The organism is Nocardioides endophyticus (assembly GCF_039543845.1).
GTDB lineage: Bacteria > Actinomycetota > Actinomycetes > Propionibacteriales > Nocardioidaceae > Nocardioides > Nocardioides endophyticus.
The window spans coordinates 99,901-114,173 of record NZ_BAABKN010000004.1 but is presented as its reverse complement, the minus strand read 5'-3'; the positions used below and the strand labels follow the sequence as shown (position 1 = coordinate 114,173).

Sequence of the window (14,273 nt, the reverse complement as noted above, 5' to 3'; positions counted from 1 at the left end):
CCCGCTCCAGTAGCTGGACCAATGAGGGGTGTGCTTTGATCGATCCAATCGACGACGTCGTGGAGGGTGCTGTGGAGGTCTGGCCAGGACGCGCCTACCCGCTCGGCGCGACCTTCGACGGGAGCGGCACCAACTTTGCGCTCTTCAGCGAGGTGGCGGAGAAGGTCGAGCTCTGCCTCTTCGACGCGGACGGCACCGAGACCAAGGTCGAGCTGACCGAGGTCGATGCCTACGTCTGGCACGGCTACCTCCCGACCGTGCAGCCCGGCCAGCGCTACGGCTACCGCGTCCACGGTCCGTGGGACCTGGCGAAGGGCCAGCGCTGCAATCCCAACAAGCTGCTGCTCGACCCCTACGCCAAGGCCACCAGCGGCGACATCGACTGGGACCAGGCGCTCTTCGGCTACGACTTCGGCGACCCCGAGTCCAGGAACGACGAGGACTCCGCCGCCCACATGATGAAGAGCGTCGTGATCACGCCGTTCTTCGATTGGGAGGGCGACCGCCGCCTCGACATCCCCTACAACGAGTCGGTCATCTACGAGGCGCACGTCAAGGGCCTCACCCAGCTCCACCCCGACCTGCCCGAGGAGATCCGGGGCACGTACGCCGGCCTCGCGCACCCGGCGATCACCGAGCACCTCACGAAGCTCGGCATCACCGCGATCGAGCTCATGCCGGTGCACCAGTTCGTCCAGGACAGCACGCTGCTCGAGAAGGGCCTGCGCAACTACTGGGGCTACAACACGATCGGCTTCTTCGCGCCCGAGGCGTCGTACGCCGCCAGCGGCGAGGGCCAGCAGGTCCAGGAGTTCAAGTCCATGGTCAAGGCCATGCACGCCGCCGGCATCGAGGTCATCCTCGACGTGGTCTACAACCACACCGCCGAGGGCAACCACCTGGGCCCGACGCTGAGCTTCCGCGGCATCGACAACGAGGCCTACTACCGCCTGGTCGAGGACGACCAGCAGTTCTACATGGACTACACCGGCACGGGGAACTCCCTCAACGTCCGGCACCCGCACTCGCTGCAGCTGATCATGGACTCGCTGCGCTACTGGGTGACCGAGATGCACGTCGACGGCTTCCGCTTCGACCTCGCCTCCACGCTGGCCCGCGAGTTCTACGAGGTCGACCGGCTCGCGACGTTCTTCGAGCTCGTGCAGCAGGACCCGATCGTCAGCCAGGTCAAGCTGATCGCGGAGCCGTGGGACATCGGCCCGGGCGGCTACCAGGTCGGCGGCTTCCCGCCGCAGTGGACCGAGTGGAACGGCGCCTACCGCGACTCCGTGCGCGACTTCTGGCGCGGTGAGCCGGCGCTCGGCGAGTTCGCCTCCCGACTTGCCGGGTCCTCGGACTACTACGAGCACTCCGGCCGGCGCCCGGTCGCGAGCATCAACTTCGTCACCGCCCACGACGGCTTCACGCTGCGCGACCTCGTGTCCTACGACGAGAAGCACAACGAGGCCAACGGCGAGGACAACAACGACGGCGAGAGCCACAACCGCTCCTGGAACCATGGCGTCGAAGGCCCGACCGACGACCCCGAGATCCAGGCATTCCGGGCCCGGGAGCAGCGCAACTTCCTCGCCACGCTGCTGCTCAGCCAGGGCGTGCCGATGATCCTGCACGGCGACGAGCTGGGCCGGACCCAGGGCGGCAACAACAACACGTACGCCCAGGACTCCGAGATCGCGTGGATGCACTGGGACAAGGCCGACAAGCCGCTGATGGAGTTCACCTCCGCCCTGATCCGGCTACGCCGCAGCCATCCGACGTTCCGTCGCAAGCGGTTCTTCACCGGCACCACGGTCCGCACCGGCGACGGCGAGCGCCTCAACGACATCGTCTGGCTGCACCTCGAGGGCCGTCCGATGGAGGACGGCGACTGGGACGGTGGCGCGCAGGCGATCGGGATGTACCTCAACGGCGACGGGATCGCCGGCAAGGACGCCCGCGGGCAGGCCATCCGCGACGACCACTTCCTGCTCTACTTCAACGCCGACGGGCCAGCCGAGGTCACGCTGCCGCCGGAGGAGTACGCCGCGGCGTGGGACATCGTCATCGACACCGGCGGGACGGCCGACGAGGCCCAGGTCTGCAAGGCGGGCGGGACGATCCACATGGAGCACCGCAGCCTGATCGTGCTCCGGGAGTTCACCGAACCCGAGGCCGAGCCCGACCACTCCGTGGCCGCATCGGTCGCCGCGCTCACGCAGAACTCCTGATCATGCCGAGAGATGTGCAGAGCCCGGCCAACACCTACCGCCTGCAGATCACCGCGGACTTCGACCTGTTCGAGGCCGCCGCCCGCCTGCGCTACCTCCACGAGCTCGGCGTCGACTGGGTCTACCTGTCGCCGCTGCTCGCGGCCGAGCCCGGCAGCACGCACGGGTACGACGTCGTCGCGTTCGACCACGTCGACCCGTCCCGTGGCGGGACCGAGGGACTCGGGACGCTGTCGGCCGAGGCCCGCCGGCTGGGCATGGGGGTGCTGGTCGACATCGTGCCCAACCACGTCGGTGTCGCGACACCTGCCGAGGACGCATGGTGGTGGGACGTGCTCCACCACGGCAGGGAGTCCGAGCACGCCAACGCGTTCGACATCGAGTGGCCGGCCGGCGACGGCCGCCTGCTGATCCCCGTGGTCGGCGACGGCGACGAGGACGCGATCCAGGTGCGGGGAGGCGAGCTCTGGTACCACGACCTCCGCTTCCCACTGGCTCCCGGGACCTCGACCCACGACGAGCAGCACTACCGCCTCGTCAACTGGCACGAGGCCGACGACAACCTCAACTACCGCAGGTTCTTCGCCGTCAACAGCCTGGCCGCTGTGCGCGTCGAGGACCCCGAGGTGTTCGCCGAGACCCACATCGAGATCCGCCGCTGGTTCGAGGAGGGTCTCGTCGACGGGCTGCGAGTCGACCACCCCGACGGGCTGCGCGACCCGAAGCGCTACCTCGACGACCTCGCCCTGCTGACCGGCGATGCCTACGTGCTCGTCGAGAAGATCCTGGAGCCGGGCGAGAGCCTCCCGGGCGACTGGGCCACCGAGGGGACCACCGGCTACGACGCCCTCGGCCTCATCGACCGGGTGCTCACCGACCCGGCCGGGCAGCAGCCTCTCGACGCGTTGGAGACGCGGCTCCGTGGCGGCCCGGTCGACTGGGCCGCGATGATCCACGGCACCAAGCGCGAGGTGGCCGACGGCATCCTGCACTCCGAGGTCCGGCGGATCACCCGCGAGGTACGGCGGGTGACCACGGCCGTCTCGTTCACCGACATCGAGGACGCGATCGCCGAGCTGCTCGCGTGCTTCCCGGTCTACCGCTCCTACCTGCCCGAGGGGATCGAGCACCTCGAGCACGCGTTCGCGCTCGCGCGTGAACACCGGCCGGACCTGGCCACGACGTACGACGTCCTGCAGCCGATCCTCAGCGACGGCTGGTCCCCGCCGGCTCGCCGCTTCCAGCAGACCAGCGGGATGGTGATGGCCAAGGGCGTCGAGGACTGTGCGTTCTACCGCTACTCGCGGCTCACCTCCCTCAACGAGGTCGGCGGCGACCCGAGCGTCTTCTCGGTCGACGTCGACGCCTTTCACGCGGCGATGGCGACCCGGCAGGCGGACTGGCCGCGTGCCATGACCACGCTGTCGACCCACGACACCAAGCGCGGCGAGGACGTGCGGGCGCGCATCACCGCCCTCGCCGAGCTGCCGGACGTCTGGTCGTCCGCGCTCGACGAGCTGCTGACGTTGGCGCCGCTCCCCGACCCGGGCTTCGGATCCCTGCTGTGGCAGGCCATCCTCGGAGCCTGGCCCGCTTCCAGAGAACGCCTCCACGGCTACGCCGAGAAGGCGATGCGTGAGGCCGGCGACCGCACCACCTGGACCGAGCCGGACGAGGCGTACGAGGCTGCGGTGCACGCCGCGGTCGACGCCGCCTTCGACTCCGATGACGTACGACGGGTCCTCGACGGGCTGCTGTCACACGTGGCCGCGCTCGGTCGGTCGAACGCCCTCTCCGCCAAGCTCGTCGCCCTCACCATGCCGGGAGTGCCGGACGTCTACCAGGGCAGCGAGCTGTGGGAGCAGAGCCTGGTCGACCCCGACAACCGGCGCCCGGTCGACTTCGACCACCGGGCCGCCGTACTGGCGGGGTCGGCGGAGGACGACGCCGTGGCCAAGCTGCACCTGACGCGGGCCGCACTGACCCTGCGCCGCGACCGGCCCGAGCTGTTCACGTCGTACACCCCGGTGACTGCCACCGGTCCGGCCGCCGACCACGTGCTGGCCTTCGATCGCGGAGGCGCGATCGCCGTGGTCACCCGGCTGCCGGCGGGCCTGGAGACCGCCGGCGGCTGGGGTCGCACCAGGCTCGACCTGCCGGTCGGCGAGTGGCGCGACATACTGACCGGCCATCCGGTGGTTGAGGTGCGAGGGCCGTCCGGCCCGAGCCTCGAAACCACCTCAACAGCCGTGGACCTCGCCGATCTCCTCGCGATCCACCCCGTCGCACTGCTCGTCCGGGAGGACACATGACGTACGGCCCCTTCGACCTCTGGGCGCCCCGCGCGAGCAGGGTCCGCCTGATCGCGGCCGGCGAGACCGTCGAGATGGTCCAGGACGACAGTGACTGGTGGTCCCCCTCCGGCCCCGTCCCCGACCCGGCCGGCGAAGAGGTCGACTACGGCTACCTGATCGACGACGACGAGACGCCGCGACCCGACCCGTGGTCGCGGCACCAGCCCGACGGCGTGCACGGGCTGTCGCGCACCTACGACTCCACCCTGTACGAGTGGCAGGACTCGAGCTGGACCGGCCGTCAGCTGGCAGGAGCCGTGATCTACGAGCTGCACATCGGGACGTTCACGCCCGAGGGCACCTTCGATGCCGCACTGACGAAGCTCGACCACCTGCGCGACATCGGCGTGGACCTCGTCGAGGTGATGCCCGTCAACGCCTTCAACGGCACCCACAACTGGGGCTACGACGGCGTCCTGTGGCATGCCGTCCACGAGGGCTACGGCGGGCCCGCGGGCTACCAGCGGTTCGTCGACGGCTGCCACGCCGCCGGGCTCGGCGTCATCCAGGACGTGGTCTACAACCACCTCGGCCCGTCGGGCAACTACCTGCCGCTCTTCGGGCCCTACCTGAAGAAGGGCTCCAACACCTGGGGCGAGCTGGTCAACCTCGACGGCAAGGGCTCGGACGCCGTACGCCGCTACATCCTCGACAACGTCCAGATGTGGCTGTCGGACTACCACGTCGACGGCCTGCGTCTCGACGCCGTGCACGCACTCGACGACTCCTCCGCCGTGCACCTGCTGGAGCAGATGGCCGTCGAGGTCGCCGCCCTGTCGGCCCACGTCGGCCGGCCGCTGACGCTGATCGCGGAGTCCGACCTCAACGACCCCAAGCTCGTGACGCCGCGCGAGGCAGGTGGCTACGGGCTCGACGCGCAGTGGAGCGACGACTTCCACCACGCCGTGCACGTGGCGCTGACCCGGGAGACCGAGGGCTACTACGCCGACTTCGAGCCGCTCTCGGCGCTGGCCAAGGTGGTCGAGCGCGGCTTCTTCCACGACGGCACGCACTCGTCCTTCCGCGGCCGGACCCACGGCCAGAAGGTCGACATCGACCGGATGCCCAGCTGGCGGCTCGTCGTCGCCAGCCAGAACCACGACCAGGTCGGCAACCGCGCCGTCGGCGACCGGATCACCGAGTCTCTCGACGACGACCAGCTCGCCTGCGCGGCGCTGCTCACCTTGGCCGGCCCGTTCACCCCGATGCTCTTCCAGGGCGAGGAGTGGGCGGCGTCGACGCCGTTCCAGTTCTTCACCTCGCACCCGGAGCCCGAGCTCGGCAGGGCCACGGCGGAGGGCCGGATCGCGGAGTTCGAGCGGATGGGGTGGGACCCGGCCGTCGTACCGGACCCGCAGGACCCGGAGACGTTCCAGCGCTCCAAGCTCGACTGGGCGGAGCTGGCCACCGGCCGGCATGCCCGGATGCTCGAGGGCTACCGCCAGCTCGCCGCACTCCGGCGGGAGCGTCCCGAGCTGACCGACCCGTCGTTCGGCCACAACGCCTGCCTGGTCGACGAGGACTCGCGCCTCTTCGAGATGTGGCGCGGCGACGTGCACGTGGTCGTGAACTTCGGCGACGACGAGGCCGTGATCGAGCTCGACGAGCCCGGTGAGGTGCTCTTCGAGACGCCGGCCGGGGTGTCTCTGTCCGGTACGACGCTCACGGTGCCGGCTCACGCAGGCGCCGTCATCGCTCCCTGAGCCAAGCCGGAGACGCCCGGACGTCATACGAATCGTGGGCCAGGGGCCTCTGTTCGTATGACGTCCGGGCGGCGTTCCGCGGTCGGCTACTCCAGGTCGAGCACGCGGACCCGGGTGTCGGACGCCGGGTTCACGACTCGCACCCGGGCGGGCCGCTGCTCGTTGCCGACGTAGAGCAGTCCCGTGATCGGGTCGACCGCCGAGCCGACAGGCTTGTCGTCGACAGACGTGTCCGCGCCATCGGGCAGTACCGTGAGCGGCGTGGCGACGTAGGTGTCGCCCACGGGTTGCTCCGACTCCGAGCTGCCGGTGCGAGTTGCGCCGACCCTCAGCCGTCCGCTAGACGGCGAGCACCTGGTCGAAGTGCTCGACCACCGGGAACGGCTCGTAGAAGTCGTGCAGCAGCCGTCGCCACTCGTCGTACTCCGCCGAGCCGCGGAAGCCCACCGTGTGATCCTCGAGCGTCTCCCACTCGACGAGCAGGAGGAAGGCGCTCGGCCGCTCCTGGCAGCGCGACAGCGTGAGCGTGCGGAAGCCGGGCATCGACGAGATGATCTGCTTCGCCTCACCGAAGGCGGCCACGAACTCCTCCTCGCGGCCGGGCTTCACGGGCAACAGGGCGTGCTCGAGGATCATGCGCCAACGCTAGCGTCGTACGACTCTCGCGCCGTCTGCACCTCGTCCATGTGCGCCTCGGCCCACGACTTGAGCTGGTGGACGACGACGCGCAGCGACCCGGAGAAGGCCCGGCGTCCGAGCGCGGCGTCACCACGGCCGCGGTCGAGACGGATCCCGACGCCAGCGTGCTCACCGACCTGCTCGCCCGGACCGCCTCAAGCGAGCTGCCGGTGCGCGGGCGCTACGTGCTCACTCCGTGAGTCAGCCGGCGAGGTTGTCGAGATCGACGATCTCGTCGTCGGCCGGGGCGGTGACCTCGAACTTCTCGTCGAACTCGGAGAAGGTCACCTCGCCGGTGTCGTCGCCGTCGGTCTTCTCGAGCTTGACGAGGTAGTGCGGCTCGTCGGCCAGGACGTAGCCGACGGAGGTGCCCTCGTCGTCGGAGGTGTGCTCGACGGGGACCGCCTCGTCGCCGTCGACGTCCTCGGTGTCCTTCTTCGTGTACTTGTCGCCATCCTCCTTCTCGCTCTTGATGAGCTCGTCGAGGAGGGCGTCGATGTCGCAGAACTGGTCGAACCCGTCGCCGCTGGACGGCACCACGACCCACTTGTCGCCGACGACCGACAGGATCTGGTCGGCGGTGTCGCCGGCGCTGGCCCGCCAGAACGCCTCATCGGGCCGGAACCAGATGTCACCCCCCGTGCCGAGGAGCTCCGCCGTACCGCCGCCGGTGCCGATCGAGCCCGTGCAGTCGCCCTTGTCGTTGGTCTGCACGTCGATCGTCACCTCCTGGCCGCCGGTGTTGACGGTGCCCGCGACCTTGACCGAGTCGAGGTCGCCCATGGCCTTCTTGGACTCGTCGGCGATCTTCTGCCCGGACTGCTCGGTGAAGTCGTCCCCGCCGCCTCCACAAGCCGTCAGCGCCGCCGCCATCCCGATGCTGGCCAGGGCCAGTCCCATGCGTGTCATGACGCCCACCCTCCCATCCGTCCCCTCGGGTGGGTGCGGGCGGTCTGGTCCCCGGACGCCCGTCGGCGTCACGGAAGGCCGGCACCCCGCTCTCGGCCGAGACCCCGGCCCCCGTCAGCACGACGATCTTCACCGCCGCGGCTCCGCGTAGAGCGTGATGGCGTAGCCGTCGGTCGGGTGGAACTCATGGCCGTCCCAGGTGTTGTAGCGCATCACCGCGTCCAGACCGAGTACGCCGAAGGCCGCGTCCACGTCGTTGAGCGCGGTCGGCGGGCAGTCCCCGGGCAGGTGCTCGGCGTCGAGGCCGTAGCCACAGACGACGACCCCTCCCGGCGTCCGGTGGTGGCCCAGCCGCTCGCAGGCGTCGAGCAGCGTGCCCGGTTCGAGCAGCGGGATGGTGTTGCCCGCGACCAGCACCACGTCGAAGCGCTCGCCCAGGTCGAAGGTCGCGAGGTCACCGAGGCGCCAGTCCAGCTCCGGCGCGGCGGCACGGGCCTGGTCGAGCATCGACGCGTCCACGTCGACCCCGACGACGTCGTACCCCAGCTCGGCAAGGCGTACGGCGACCCGCCCGGTGCCGCAGCCGGCGTCGAGGACCCGCGCCGGTGGTGCCTGCAGCTCCGACACGAACGTCGCCTCGCCGTGGATGTCCTGACCACGTTCGGCCATCGACCGGAATCGGTCGGCGTACGCCCGCGCGTAGTCGTCGCCCACGGTCTCGCGGGCGATCCGTTCCCAGCGACTGCTCACGTCGCCAGCTTGCGGCGCGACGCGCGCGACTTGAACTCGTCCATGAAGATCCGGTGCACGGCATCGCTGTCGAGGGCGCCTCCGACGACACCGAGCTCCCCGCGCGCCAACCGCTCGCAGACCCGCATCCAGGCGTGCCCCATCGCGTAGGTGAACGTCCCTGCGACCGTCGCGCTGATGGGCGCGGCCACCGCCGTACCGGCTCCGGGGACGAACTTGATCATGTTGGTCACCACCGACCGCCCGGCGGTCGTGGCGGCCGCAGTGGCGGCGATCGAGGCCGCGGTCGAGCGCTCGATCGAGACGCCGTACGTGACCGCGATCGAGGCCATCATTCCGATCTGGAGCGGGACGAGGATCGCCGCGTCGGAGAAGGGGATCGGGGAGGCTCCGGCGGTGGTGGCGGCTGCCGTCGCCGCCTTGACGGCCACCTCCGCCCGCTCCCGCTTGCGGTCGAAGTCGATCCGCTGGGCGGAGGTGATGGCGTGGGCGACGCCGTCAGGCGCGCCTCGAAAGGTGGCATCGAGGACTTCCTGCAGGCCGTACGCCGTCTGCCCGGTGAACTCGTCCGCAAGGGCCATCGTGTAGTGGATCAGGCCGTCCTGGATCGGCAGGTCGAGCGCGGCGACGCTGGCCGCGAGCGCCTCGGCGTCCGGGTGCACGCGATCGCCGGCGCGAGGGACCTGGGTGAGCACCAGGATCACCGGCAACCCGAGCTCGCGCAGCGCGCGGATGAAGTCGGCCTCCGTCGACTCGAAGCGGCGGTCGGGGGCACGGACGCAGTACCAGGCGACGTGGAGCTGCTCGGCCAGCGGCTTGCGACGCATGCCGTGCAGGTAGTCCTTGAGCTCGGCGATCAGCGCGGCGTTGTCACGACCGACCTCGAGCCCGCGGGTGTCGAGGACGCCGAGCGTCCCGCTCTGATGGAGGTAGAGGTGCTCGGCCCGGGTGACCGGCTCACCGATCCCGGTCTTCGCGATCTCCGACCCGAAGATGGCGTTGACCAGGGTCGACTTCCCAACGCCGGTCTTACCGAATATCGCGAGGTTGAATCGGCCGATCTCCTCGGCCTTGTCCTTCCACGCCTTCCCGAAGGCCTGGCCGAACCACTCGTCGGTGGGCTTCGCCATGTCTGCAGTAAACAGCCTCGGCGCAACGGACGTCCGTCCCCGGGTCCGGCCGCACCGGTATCGATCGCGGCAGCCGCTGCGGCAGCGACGGCTGGGCACCCGGGACGGTTTGACAACAGACCCCGATTACCTACTATCTTGCTAGAGTTACCTGTCGTTATTTGCATCTACCTGCGCTTGACCCTACCTAGGAGATCCCAGATGAAATGTCGCGCCGCGTTGGGCAGCGCACTTGCGGTACTCGCCTTCCTGAGCGCAGCATGCGGCTCGAGTGAGTCTGAGGAGGCCTCCGTTACCCAGGACGGCCTTACCGAGATCACGATCGCGGCACCTCCTGGTGGCGTCATGCCGGTCGACTTCCGCGCAGGTCTTGCCGAAGGCATCTTCGAGAAGCATGGGCTCAAGATCACTGTCCAGGACGTCGCCACGGGACCGGATGCCGTAGCCGCCGCCGCGCAGGGCGGAGCCGACCTCGCGTTCTCGGACACCTTCGCGGCGGCGGGCGCGATCTCGAACGGCTTCGACGTCGCCATGGTGACTCCGCTGTGTGGTCTCTCCTCGTTGAACTACTTCCTGGTGCCTGCGGACAGCGGCATCAAGGAACTTGCGGACCTGAGGGGAAAGAACATCGGCATCGGCGCTCCGCCTCTCTTCCAGACCGCCGCGGCATCCCGTCTCGACCAGGCGGGGATAGGCATTGACGACGTGCAGTTCACCCTCGTGAAGGACCAGACCACGTTCGGCGCCATCCTTAAGAGCGGTCAGGTCGATGCGGTCAACGTGACCTCGAGCATCAACGCCAACCGATGGATCGCTGAGTACGGCTTCGAAGTCGTCGGTCCTTACGACCTCGGCGATGACGCTTTCGGGACCCAGGTGGCAGCTGCCGGGTGGTGGGCGACCCGGGACTGGTACGACGGCAACGAGGCGGTCGCCAGCACGTTTACGAGGGCCAACGCTGAGGTGGCGCAGTGGTTCGCGGACCTGCCCGAGGAAGAGCGGGCGGCGTACATCAAGGACCAGACGACGGCGGACCTTGTTGCGCTCGACAAGGAGATCCCAGGCCTGCTCGAGCTGGTGGTCAACCACCCCCTCACGCCGGTGACGGGCGCGGTCGACACCGATGCCCTGGAGGAATGGATCACGACGGGTGCGAAGTTCGCCAAGGTGCCGTCGGTCAGTCTCGACACGCTCCTGTTCCCCAGCGCGACCGAGGAATGAACTCGTTGTGAACAGCATCGCGGTCACAGACCTCGGCAAGGAGTTCGCGGGTCGTCAGGGTCATCCCGTCACCGCCCTGTCGCCGGTAACCCTCGACATCCCGACCAATGGCTTCGTGACGCTGGTCGGGCGATCGGGGTGCGGCAAGTCGACACTGCTACGGATGATTGCCGGCCTCGAGCAGCCCAGCCGCGGCACGGTGACCATCGACGGCCGGCCGGTCGATCAACCACCGTCGGAGTTGCGCTACGTGTTTCAGTCGTACGCGGACTCGCTGCTGCCGTGGCGGACGGTGGAAGAGAACGTGATCTTCGGGTTGCGCCACTCGCATCACCTCCTCCCAGAAGAGCGGAACCGGCGCCGCTGGCCGTCGATCGCGCGGGAGTATCTCGCCGAGGTCGGCCTCGGTGACAAGGCTGACCGTTACCCGGCCGAGCTCAGCGGTGGTCAGCAGCAGCGTGTGGCCATCGCGCGCGCGCTCGCAGCCCGCCCCGAGATCCTGCTCCTCGACGAGCCATTCAGCGCGGTGGATGCGCTGAGCCGCGCGACACTCCAGGATCTTCTCCTTCGCCTGTGGCACGACCACCTGTTCACGGCTGTCTTCGTCACCCATGACATCGATGAAGCCCTCTATCTCTCCGACGAGGTGGTGGTACTGGCACCCGGAGGCGCCGGAATCCGGGACCGAATCGAGGTTGACCTCCCCCGCCCACGGGACCAGCTCACAACGCCAACCCTGCCCAGCTTCATCGACCTGAGAACACGACTTCTTCGAGAGGTTCTGGCTGACCATGGTGACTGAACTCGTGCCTCCGTCCGACCTCGCACGTCACAACCCGGCGCCTTGGAAGTCCCCCACCCCTCGCGCGCGGCGACGGGGAGCGCCGGCCTGGGCCAGGTCTCGGGTGACGGGCTGGCTGCTGCTCATGATCCTCCTGGTGACCTGGCAGGTTGTCGCCTCGATCCGACCGACGCCCGAGCTTCCGTCCTTGACCAGGATCGCCGACGCGTGGTGGCTCGAGATGCGGTCAGGAACGCTCCTGCCGGCGTTCGTCGACACTGTGCGCGTCACGCTCGTCGGTTTCGCCGTCGCGACCGCGGTCGGGGTCATCGTCGGTTTTCTCATGGGGCGGTTCAGGCCGATCTGGGCGATGCTCGAGCCCACGGTGGAGCTCCTCCGACAGACACCCGTGACCGCGCTGTTCCCCCTGCTCATCCTCTACTTCGGCATCGGGGAGCAGTTGAAGGTGGTGGCAGTCGCGCTGGTTGCCACCTTCCCGATCCTGCTCAGCAGCTACACCGGCGCCCGAAACGTGGCTGCGACCATGACCGAGACCGCCCGAACCTTCAAGTTGAGCTGGTTGCGTACGCAGTGGGAGGTCGCATTGCCCTGTGCCCTGCCCTACGTGCTTGTCGGCATGCGCCAGGCGCTTGGCATAGCCCTGGTCGTCTCGGTGGTCGCCAGCATGTTGGCCGGCAACACCGGCGTCGGCTACTACCTGATGCAGGCGCAGCAGGTCCTGAACGTCACGGCCCTCTTCGCCGGGATCCTGAGCACCGCCCTCGTCGGATACCTCCTGAACCAGGTCTTCCTCGTGGCTGAGTACTTCCTGACGCGCTGGCAGCGCTACGGCACCACCTCTTGAGCAGATCGGTTGCGGCCCGTCCCGAGCAGCCGCTCCAGCACATACGAACCCCTGAGGAAACCATGATCAACGTCAACCAGATGACCATCGACGGCCTGCTCCGCCGGGCCGCCGAGGTCTACGGCTCGAAGACCTCGATCATTGACGGCGACGTCGAGCTCACCTTCGCCGAGCTTGACGTCGAGGTCGATGCCTTTGCCTCCGCGCTTTCCGAGCTCGGGGTCACGAAGGGCGATCGTGTTGCTGCGCTGTTCTACAACCAGTGGCAATTCCAGCTCACCTACTTCGCGGCTCTCCGGCTCGGTGCCCTCATCGTCCCGGTGAACAACCGTCTGGTCCCCGATGAGATCGCATACCAGCTCAACGACGCTGGCGTGAAGGTCGTCGTGTACGCCGCAGAGTTCGCCGAACTCGTGACTGAGGTCGTCCAGATGACCAGCGTGCAGCACTGGATCGGCGCCGCGACCACGCTGGAGGCGACAGTCAGCACGACGCCACTGGAGCCCCTGCTCGACCGCCACCGCGGCAGCAGGCCGACCGTGCAGGAGGCCGTACAGCACCTGGACCCATCGGGCATCTGGTACACGTCCGGCACGACTGGTCGTCCCAAGGGCGCCCTGGTCACCCACGCCAGCACCATCTGGGCTGCGATCTCCCTGGCACTGACCGCACGGATGACACATGACAGTCATGTGCTGGCGGTGGCACCGATGTTCCACCGTGGGCCCATGGAGACCACGCACGTCGCCAGCCTGGTGCTCGGTTGCACGCAGGCGATGCTCACGACCTTCAGCCCGGACGGGCTCCTCAAGGCCATCGAGAGGCATCGGGTCACGCACGCCTTCATCGTGCCGGCGATGTCCTACGCTGTGCTCTCGCTGCCCGATCGCGGCAGCTACGACCTCACGTCGATGCGCTGCTGGCTGACCGCCTCCGCGCACTTCCCCGAGGAGTACCGCGCTCGTCTGGAGTCGGAGACGACCTTGCCGGCGGGCACGATCTTCAACGCCTACGGCATCACTGAGTCTCTCCTGGTCGGAGTTCTGGTTCCCGAGGAGGCAGTGCACCATCCCGGCTCCGTCGGCCGGCCCGCCATCGGCGCTCGCGTCCGGATCCTTGACGGAGCACGCAAGGAGGTGGCGGCAGGCAACGTCGGCGAGATCGCCGTGGCCACGCCCGCCATCGCGCGCACCTACGCTGGACGGCACGATGCGTGGGAGGCGGTCACCTTCCTGGAGGACGGCGCCGAGTGGTACCTGAGCGGCGATCTTGGCTACCTGGACAGCGACGGCTTCCTCTACATCGTCGACCGGTCCAAGGACATGGTCATCACCGGCGGGGAGAACGTCTACAGCGCGGAGGTCGAGAAGGTCCTGGTCAGTCTCGAGGGCGTCGGGGAGGTCGCCGTCATCGGTACGCCGGACGAACGCTGGGGGGAGGCGGTGACCGCAGTCGTCGTCCCTCGGCCTGACGCCGACCTGAGCGTGGATGCCGTCGTCGAGCACTGCGTCGGCAAGCTGGCGGCATACAAGCGACCCCGACGCGTCATCTTCGTCGACGCGTTGCCCCGGAACTCCTTCGGCAAGGTCCGCAAGGACGTACTTCGTGAACAACACAGCAAGCGAGACGCGGTGGTCGTCTCGTGAAGATCGAC

13 protein-coding genes are annotated in these 14,273 nt (G+C 68.6%); 8 read left to right on the top strand and 5 right to left on the bottom strand.

All coding sequences use genetic code 11. The features are described 5' to 3' along the window. Positions 1-71: 71 nt before the first annotated feature. Genes glgX through treZ form a run of 3 tightly spaced genes read left to right on the top strand, consistent with a single transcriptional unit; the run spans position 72 to position 6,285 of the window. A complete protein-coding gene (gene glgX, locus ABEA33_RS01690; protein WP_345524931.1) occupies positions 72-2,228 on the top strand; it encodes a glycogen debranching protein GlgX in 2,157 nt (718 codons plus the stop codon). Between the two features lie 2 nt (positions 2,229-2,230). Then, complete coding sequence (gene treY / locus ABEA33_RS01685) at positions 2,231-4,540, top strand: malto-oligosyltrehalose synthase (RefSeq protein ID WP_345524796.1); 2,310 nt, start codon at positions 2,231-2,233, stop codon at positions 4,538-4,540. Beyond that, positions 4,537-6,285, top strand: coding sequence for a malto-oligosyltrehalose trehalohydrolase (gene treZ, locus ABEA33_RS01680; RefSeq protein WP_345524795.1), 1,749 nt, complete (start codon positions 4,537-4,539; stop codon positions 6,283-6,285). Before treY ends, treZ begins: the two co-directional genes overlap by 4 nt. 86 nt (positions 6,286-6,371) lie before the next feature. Here the strand turns inward: treZ and ABEA33_RS01675 are convergent, their stop codons facing one another. Together ABEA33_RS01675 and ABEA33_RS01670 are read right to left on the bottom strand one after the other, a co-directional pair. Continuing rightward, positions 6,372-6,569 carry a hypothetical protein gene (locus tag ABEA33_RS01675; RefSeq protein WP_345524793.1) on the bottom strand — a complete coding sequence of 66 codons (198 nt, stop codon included), beginning with the start codon at positions 6,567-6,569 and terminating at the stop codon, positions 6,372-6,374. 55 nt (positions 6,570-6,624) lie between these two features. After that, the gene (locus tag ABEA33_RS01670) at positions 6,625-6,921 is read right to left on the bottom strand and encodes an antibiotic biosynthesis monooxygenase family protein (protein ID WP_345524792.1); all 297 of its coding nucleotides are present in this window, start codon (positions 6,919-6,921) and stop codon (positions 6,625-6,627) included. Positions 6,922-6,998: 77 nt separating this feature from the next. Here ABEA33_RS01670 and ABEA33_RS01665 point away from each other — a divergent pair, with 77 nt between their 5' ends. Beyond that, positions 6,999-7,163, top strand: a complete 165-nt coding sequence (locus tag ABEA33_RS01665; RefSeq protein WP_345524791.1) for a hypothetical protein — start codon at positions 6,999-7,001, stop codon at positions 7,161-7,163. A 1-nt stretch (position 7,164) separates the two neighbouring features. On the opposite strand, the gene ABEA33_RS01660 is transcribed toward ABEA33_RS01665, so the two are convergent. The 3 genes from ABEA33_RS01660 to ABEA33_RS01650 all read right to left on the bottom strand — a co-directional run bounded on the left by ABEA33_RS01660 (position 7,165) and on the right by ABEA33_RS01650 (position 9,752). Further along, positions 7,165-7,872, bottom strand: a complete 708-nt coding sequence (locus tag ABEA33_RS01660) for a hypothetical protein (protein WP_345524790.1) — start codon at positions 7,870-7,872, stop codon at positions 7,165-7,167. A gap of 129 nt (positions 7,873-8,001) precedes the next feature. Continuing rightward, positions 8,002-8,622 carry a class I SAM-dependent methyltransferase gene (locus ABEA33_RS01655; RefSeq protein ID WP_345524789.1) on the bottom strand — a complete coding sequence of 207 codons (621 nt, stop codon included), beginning with the start codon at positions 8,620-8,622 and terminating at the stop codon, positions 8,002-8,004. Next, positions 8,619-9,752, bottom strand: a complete 1,134-nt coding sequence (locus ABEA33_RS01650) for a GTPase family protein (protein WP_345524788.1) — start codon at positions 9,750-9,752, stop codon at positions 8,619-8,621. The genes ABEA33_RS01655 and ABEA33_RS01650 overlap by 4 nt, the downstream gene beginning before the upstream one ends. Before the next feature lie 177 nt (positions 9,753-9,929). Here ABEA33_RS01650 and ABEA33_RS01645 point away from each other — a divergent pair, with 177 nt between their 5' ends. The 4 genes from ABEA33_RS01645 (at position 9,930) to ABEA33_RS01630 (ending at position 14,265) form a co-directional block, all read left to right on the top strand. Further along, positions 9,930-10,973 carry an ABC transporter substrate-binding protein gene (locus ABEA33_RS01645; protein WP_345524787.1) on the top strand — a complete coding sequence of 348 codons (1,044 nt, stop codon included), beginning with the start codon at positions 9,930-9,932 and terminating at the stop codon, positions 10,971-10,973. 7 nt (positions 10,974-10,980) lie between these two features. Further along, entirely contained in the window at positions 10,981-11,775 is a 795-nt protein-coding gene (locus ABEA33_RS01640) for an ABC transporter ATP-binding protein (protein ID WP_345524786.1), read from the top strand. Positions 11,776-12,034: 259 nt separating this feature from the next. Beyond that, complete coding sequence (locus ABEA33_RS01635; RefSeq protein ID WP_345524785.1) at positions 12,035-12,619, top strand: ABC transporter permease; 585 nt, start codon at positions 12,035-12,037, stop codon at positions 12,617-12,619. Positions 12,620-12,681: 62 nt separating this feature from the next. Next, the gene (locus ABEA33_RS01630; protein ID WP_345524783.1) at positions 12,682-14,265 is read left to right on the top strand and encodes a class I adenylate-forming enzyme family protein; all 1,584 of its coding nucleotides are present in this window, start codon (positions 12,682-12,684) and stop codon (positions 14,263-14,265) included. The last annotated feature ends 8 nt before the right edge of the window (positions 14,266-14,273 follow it).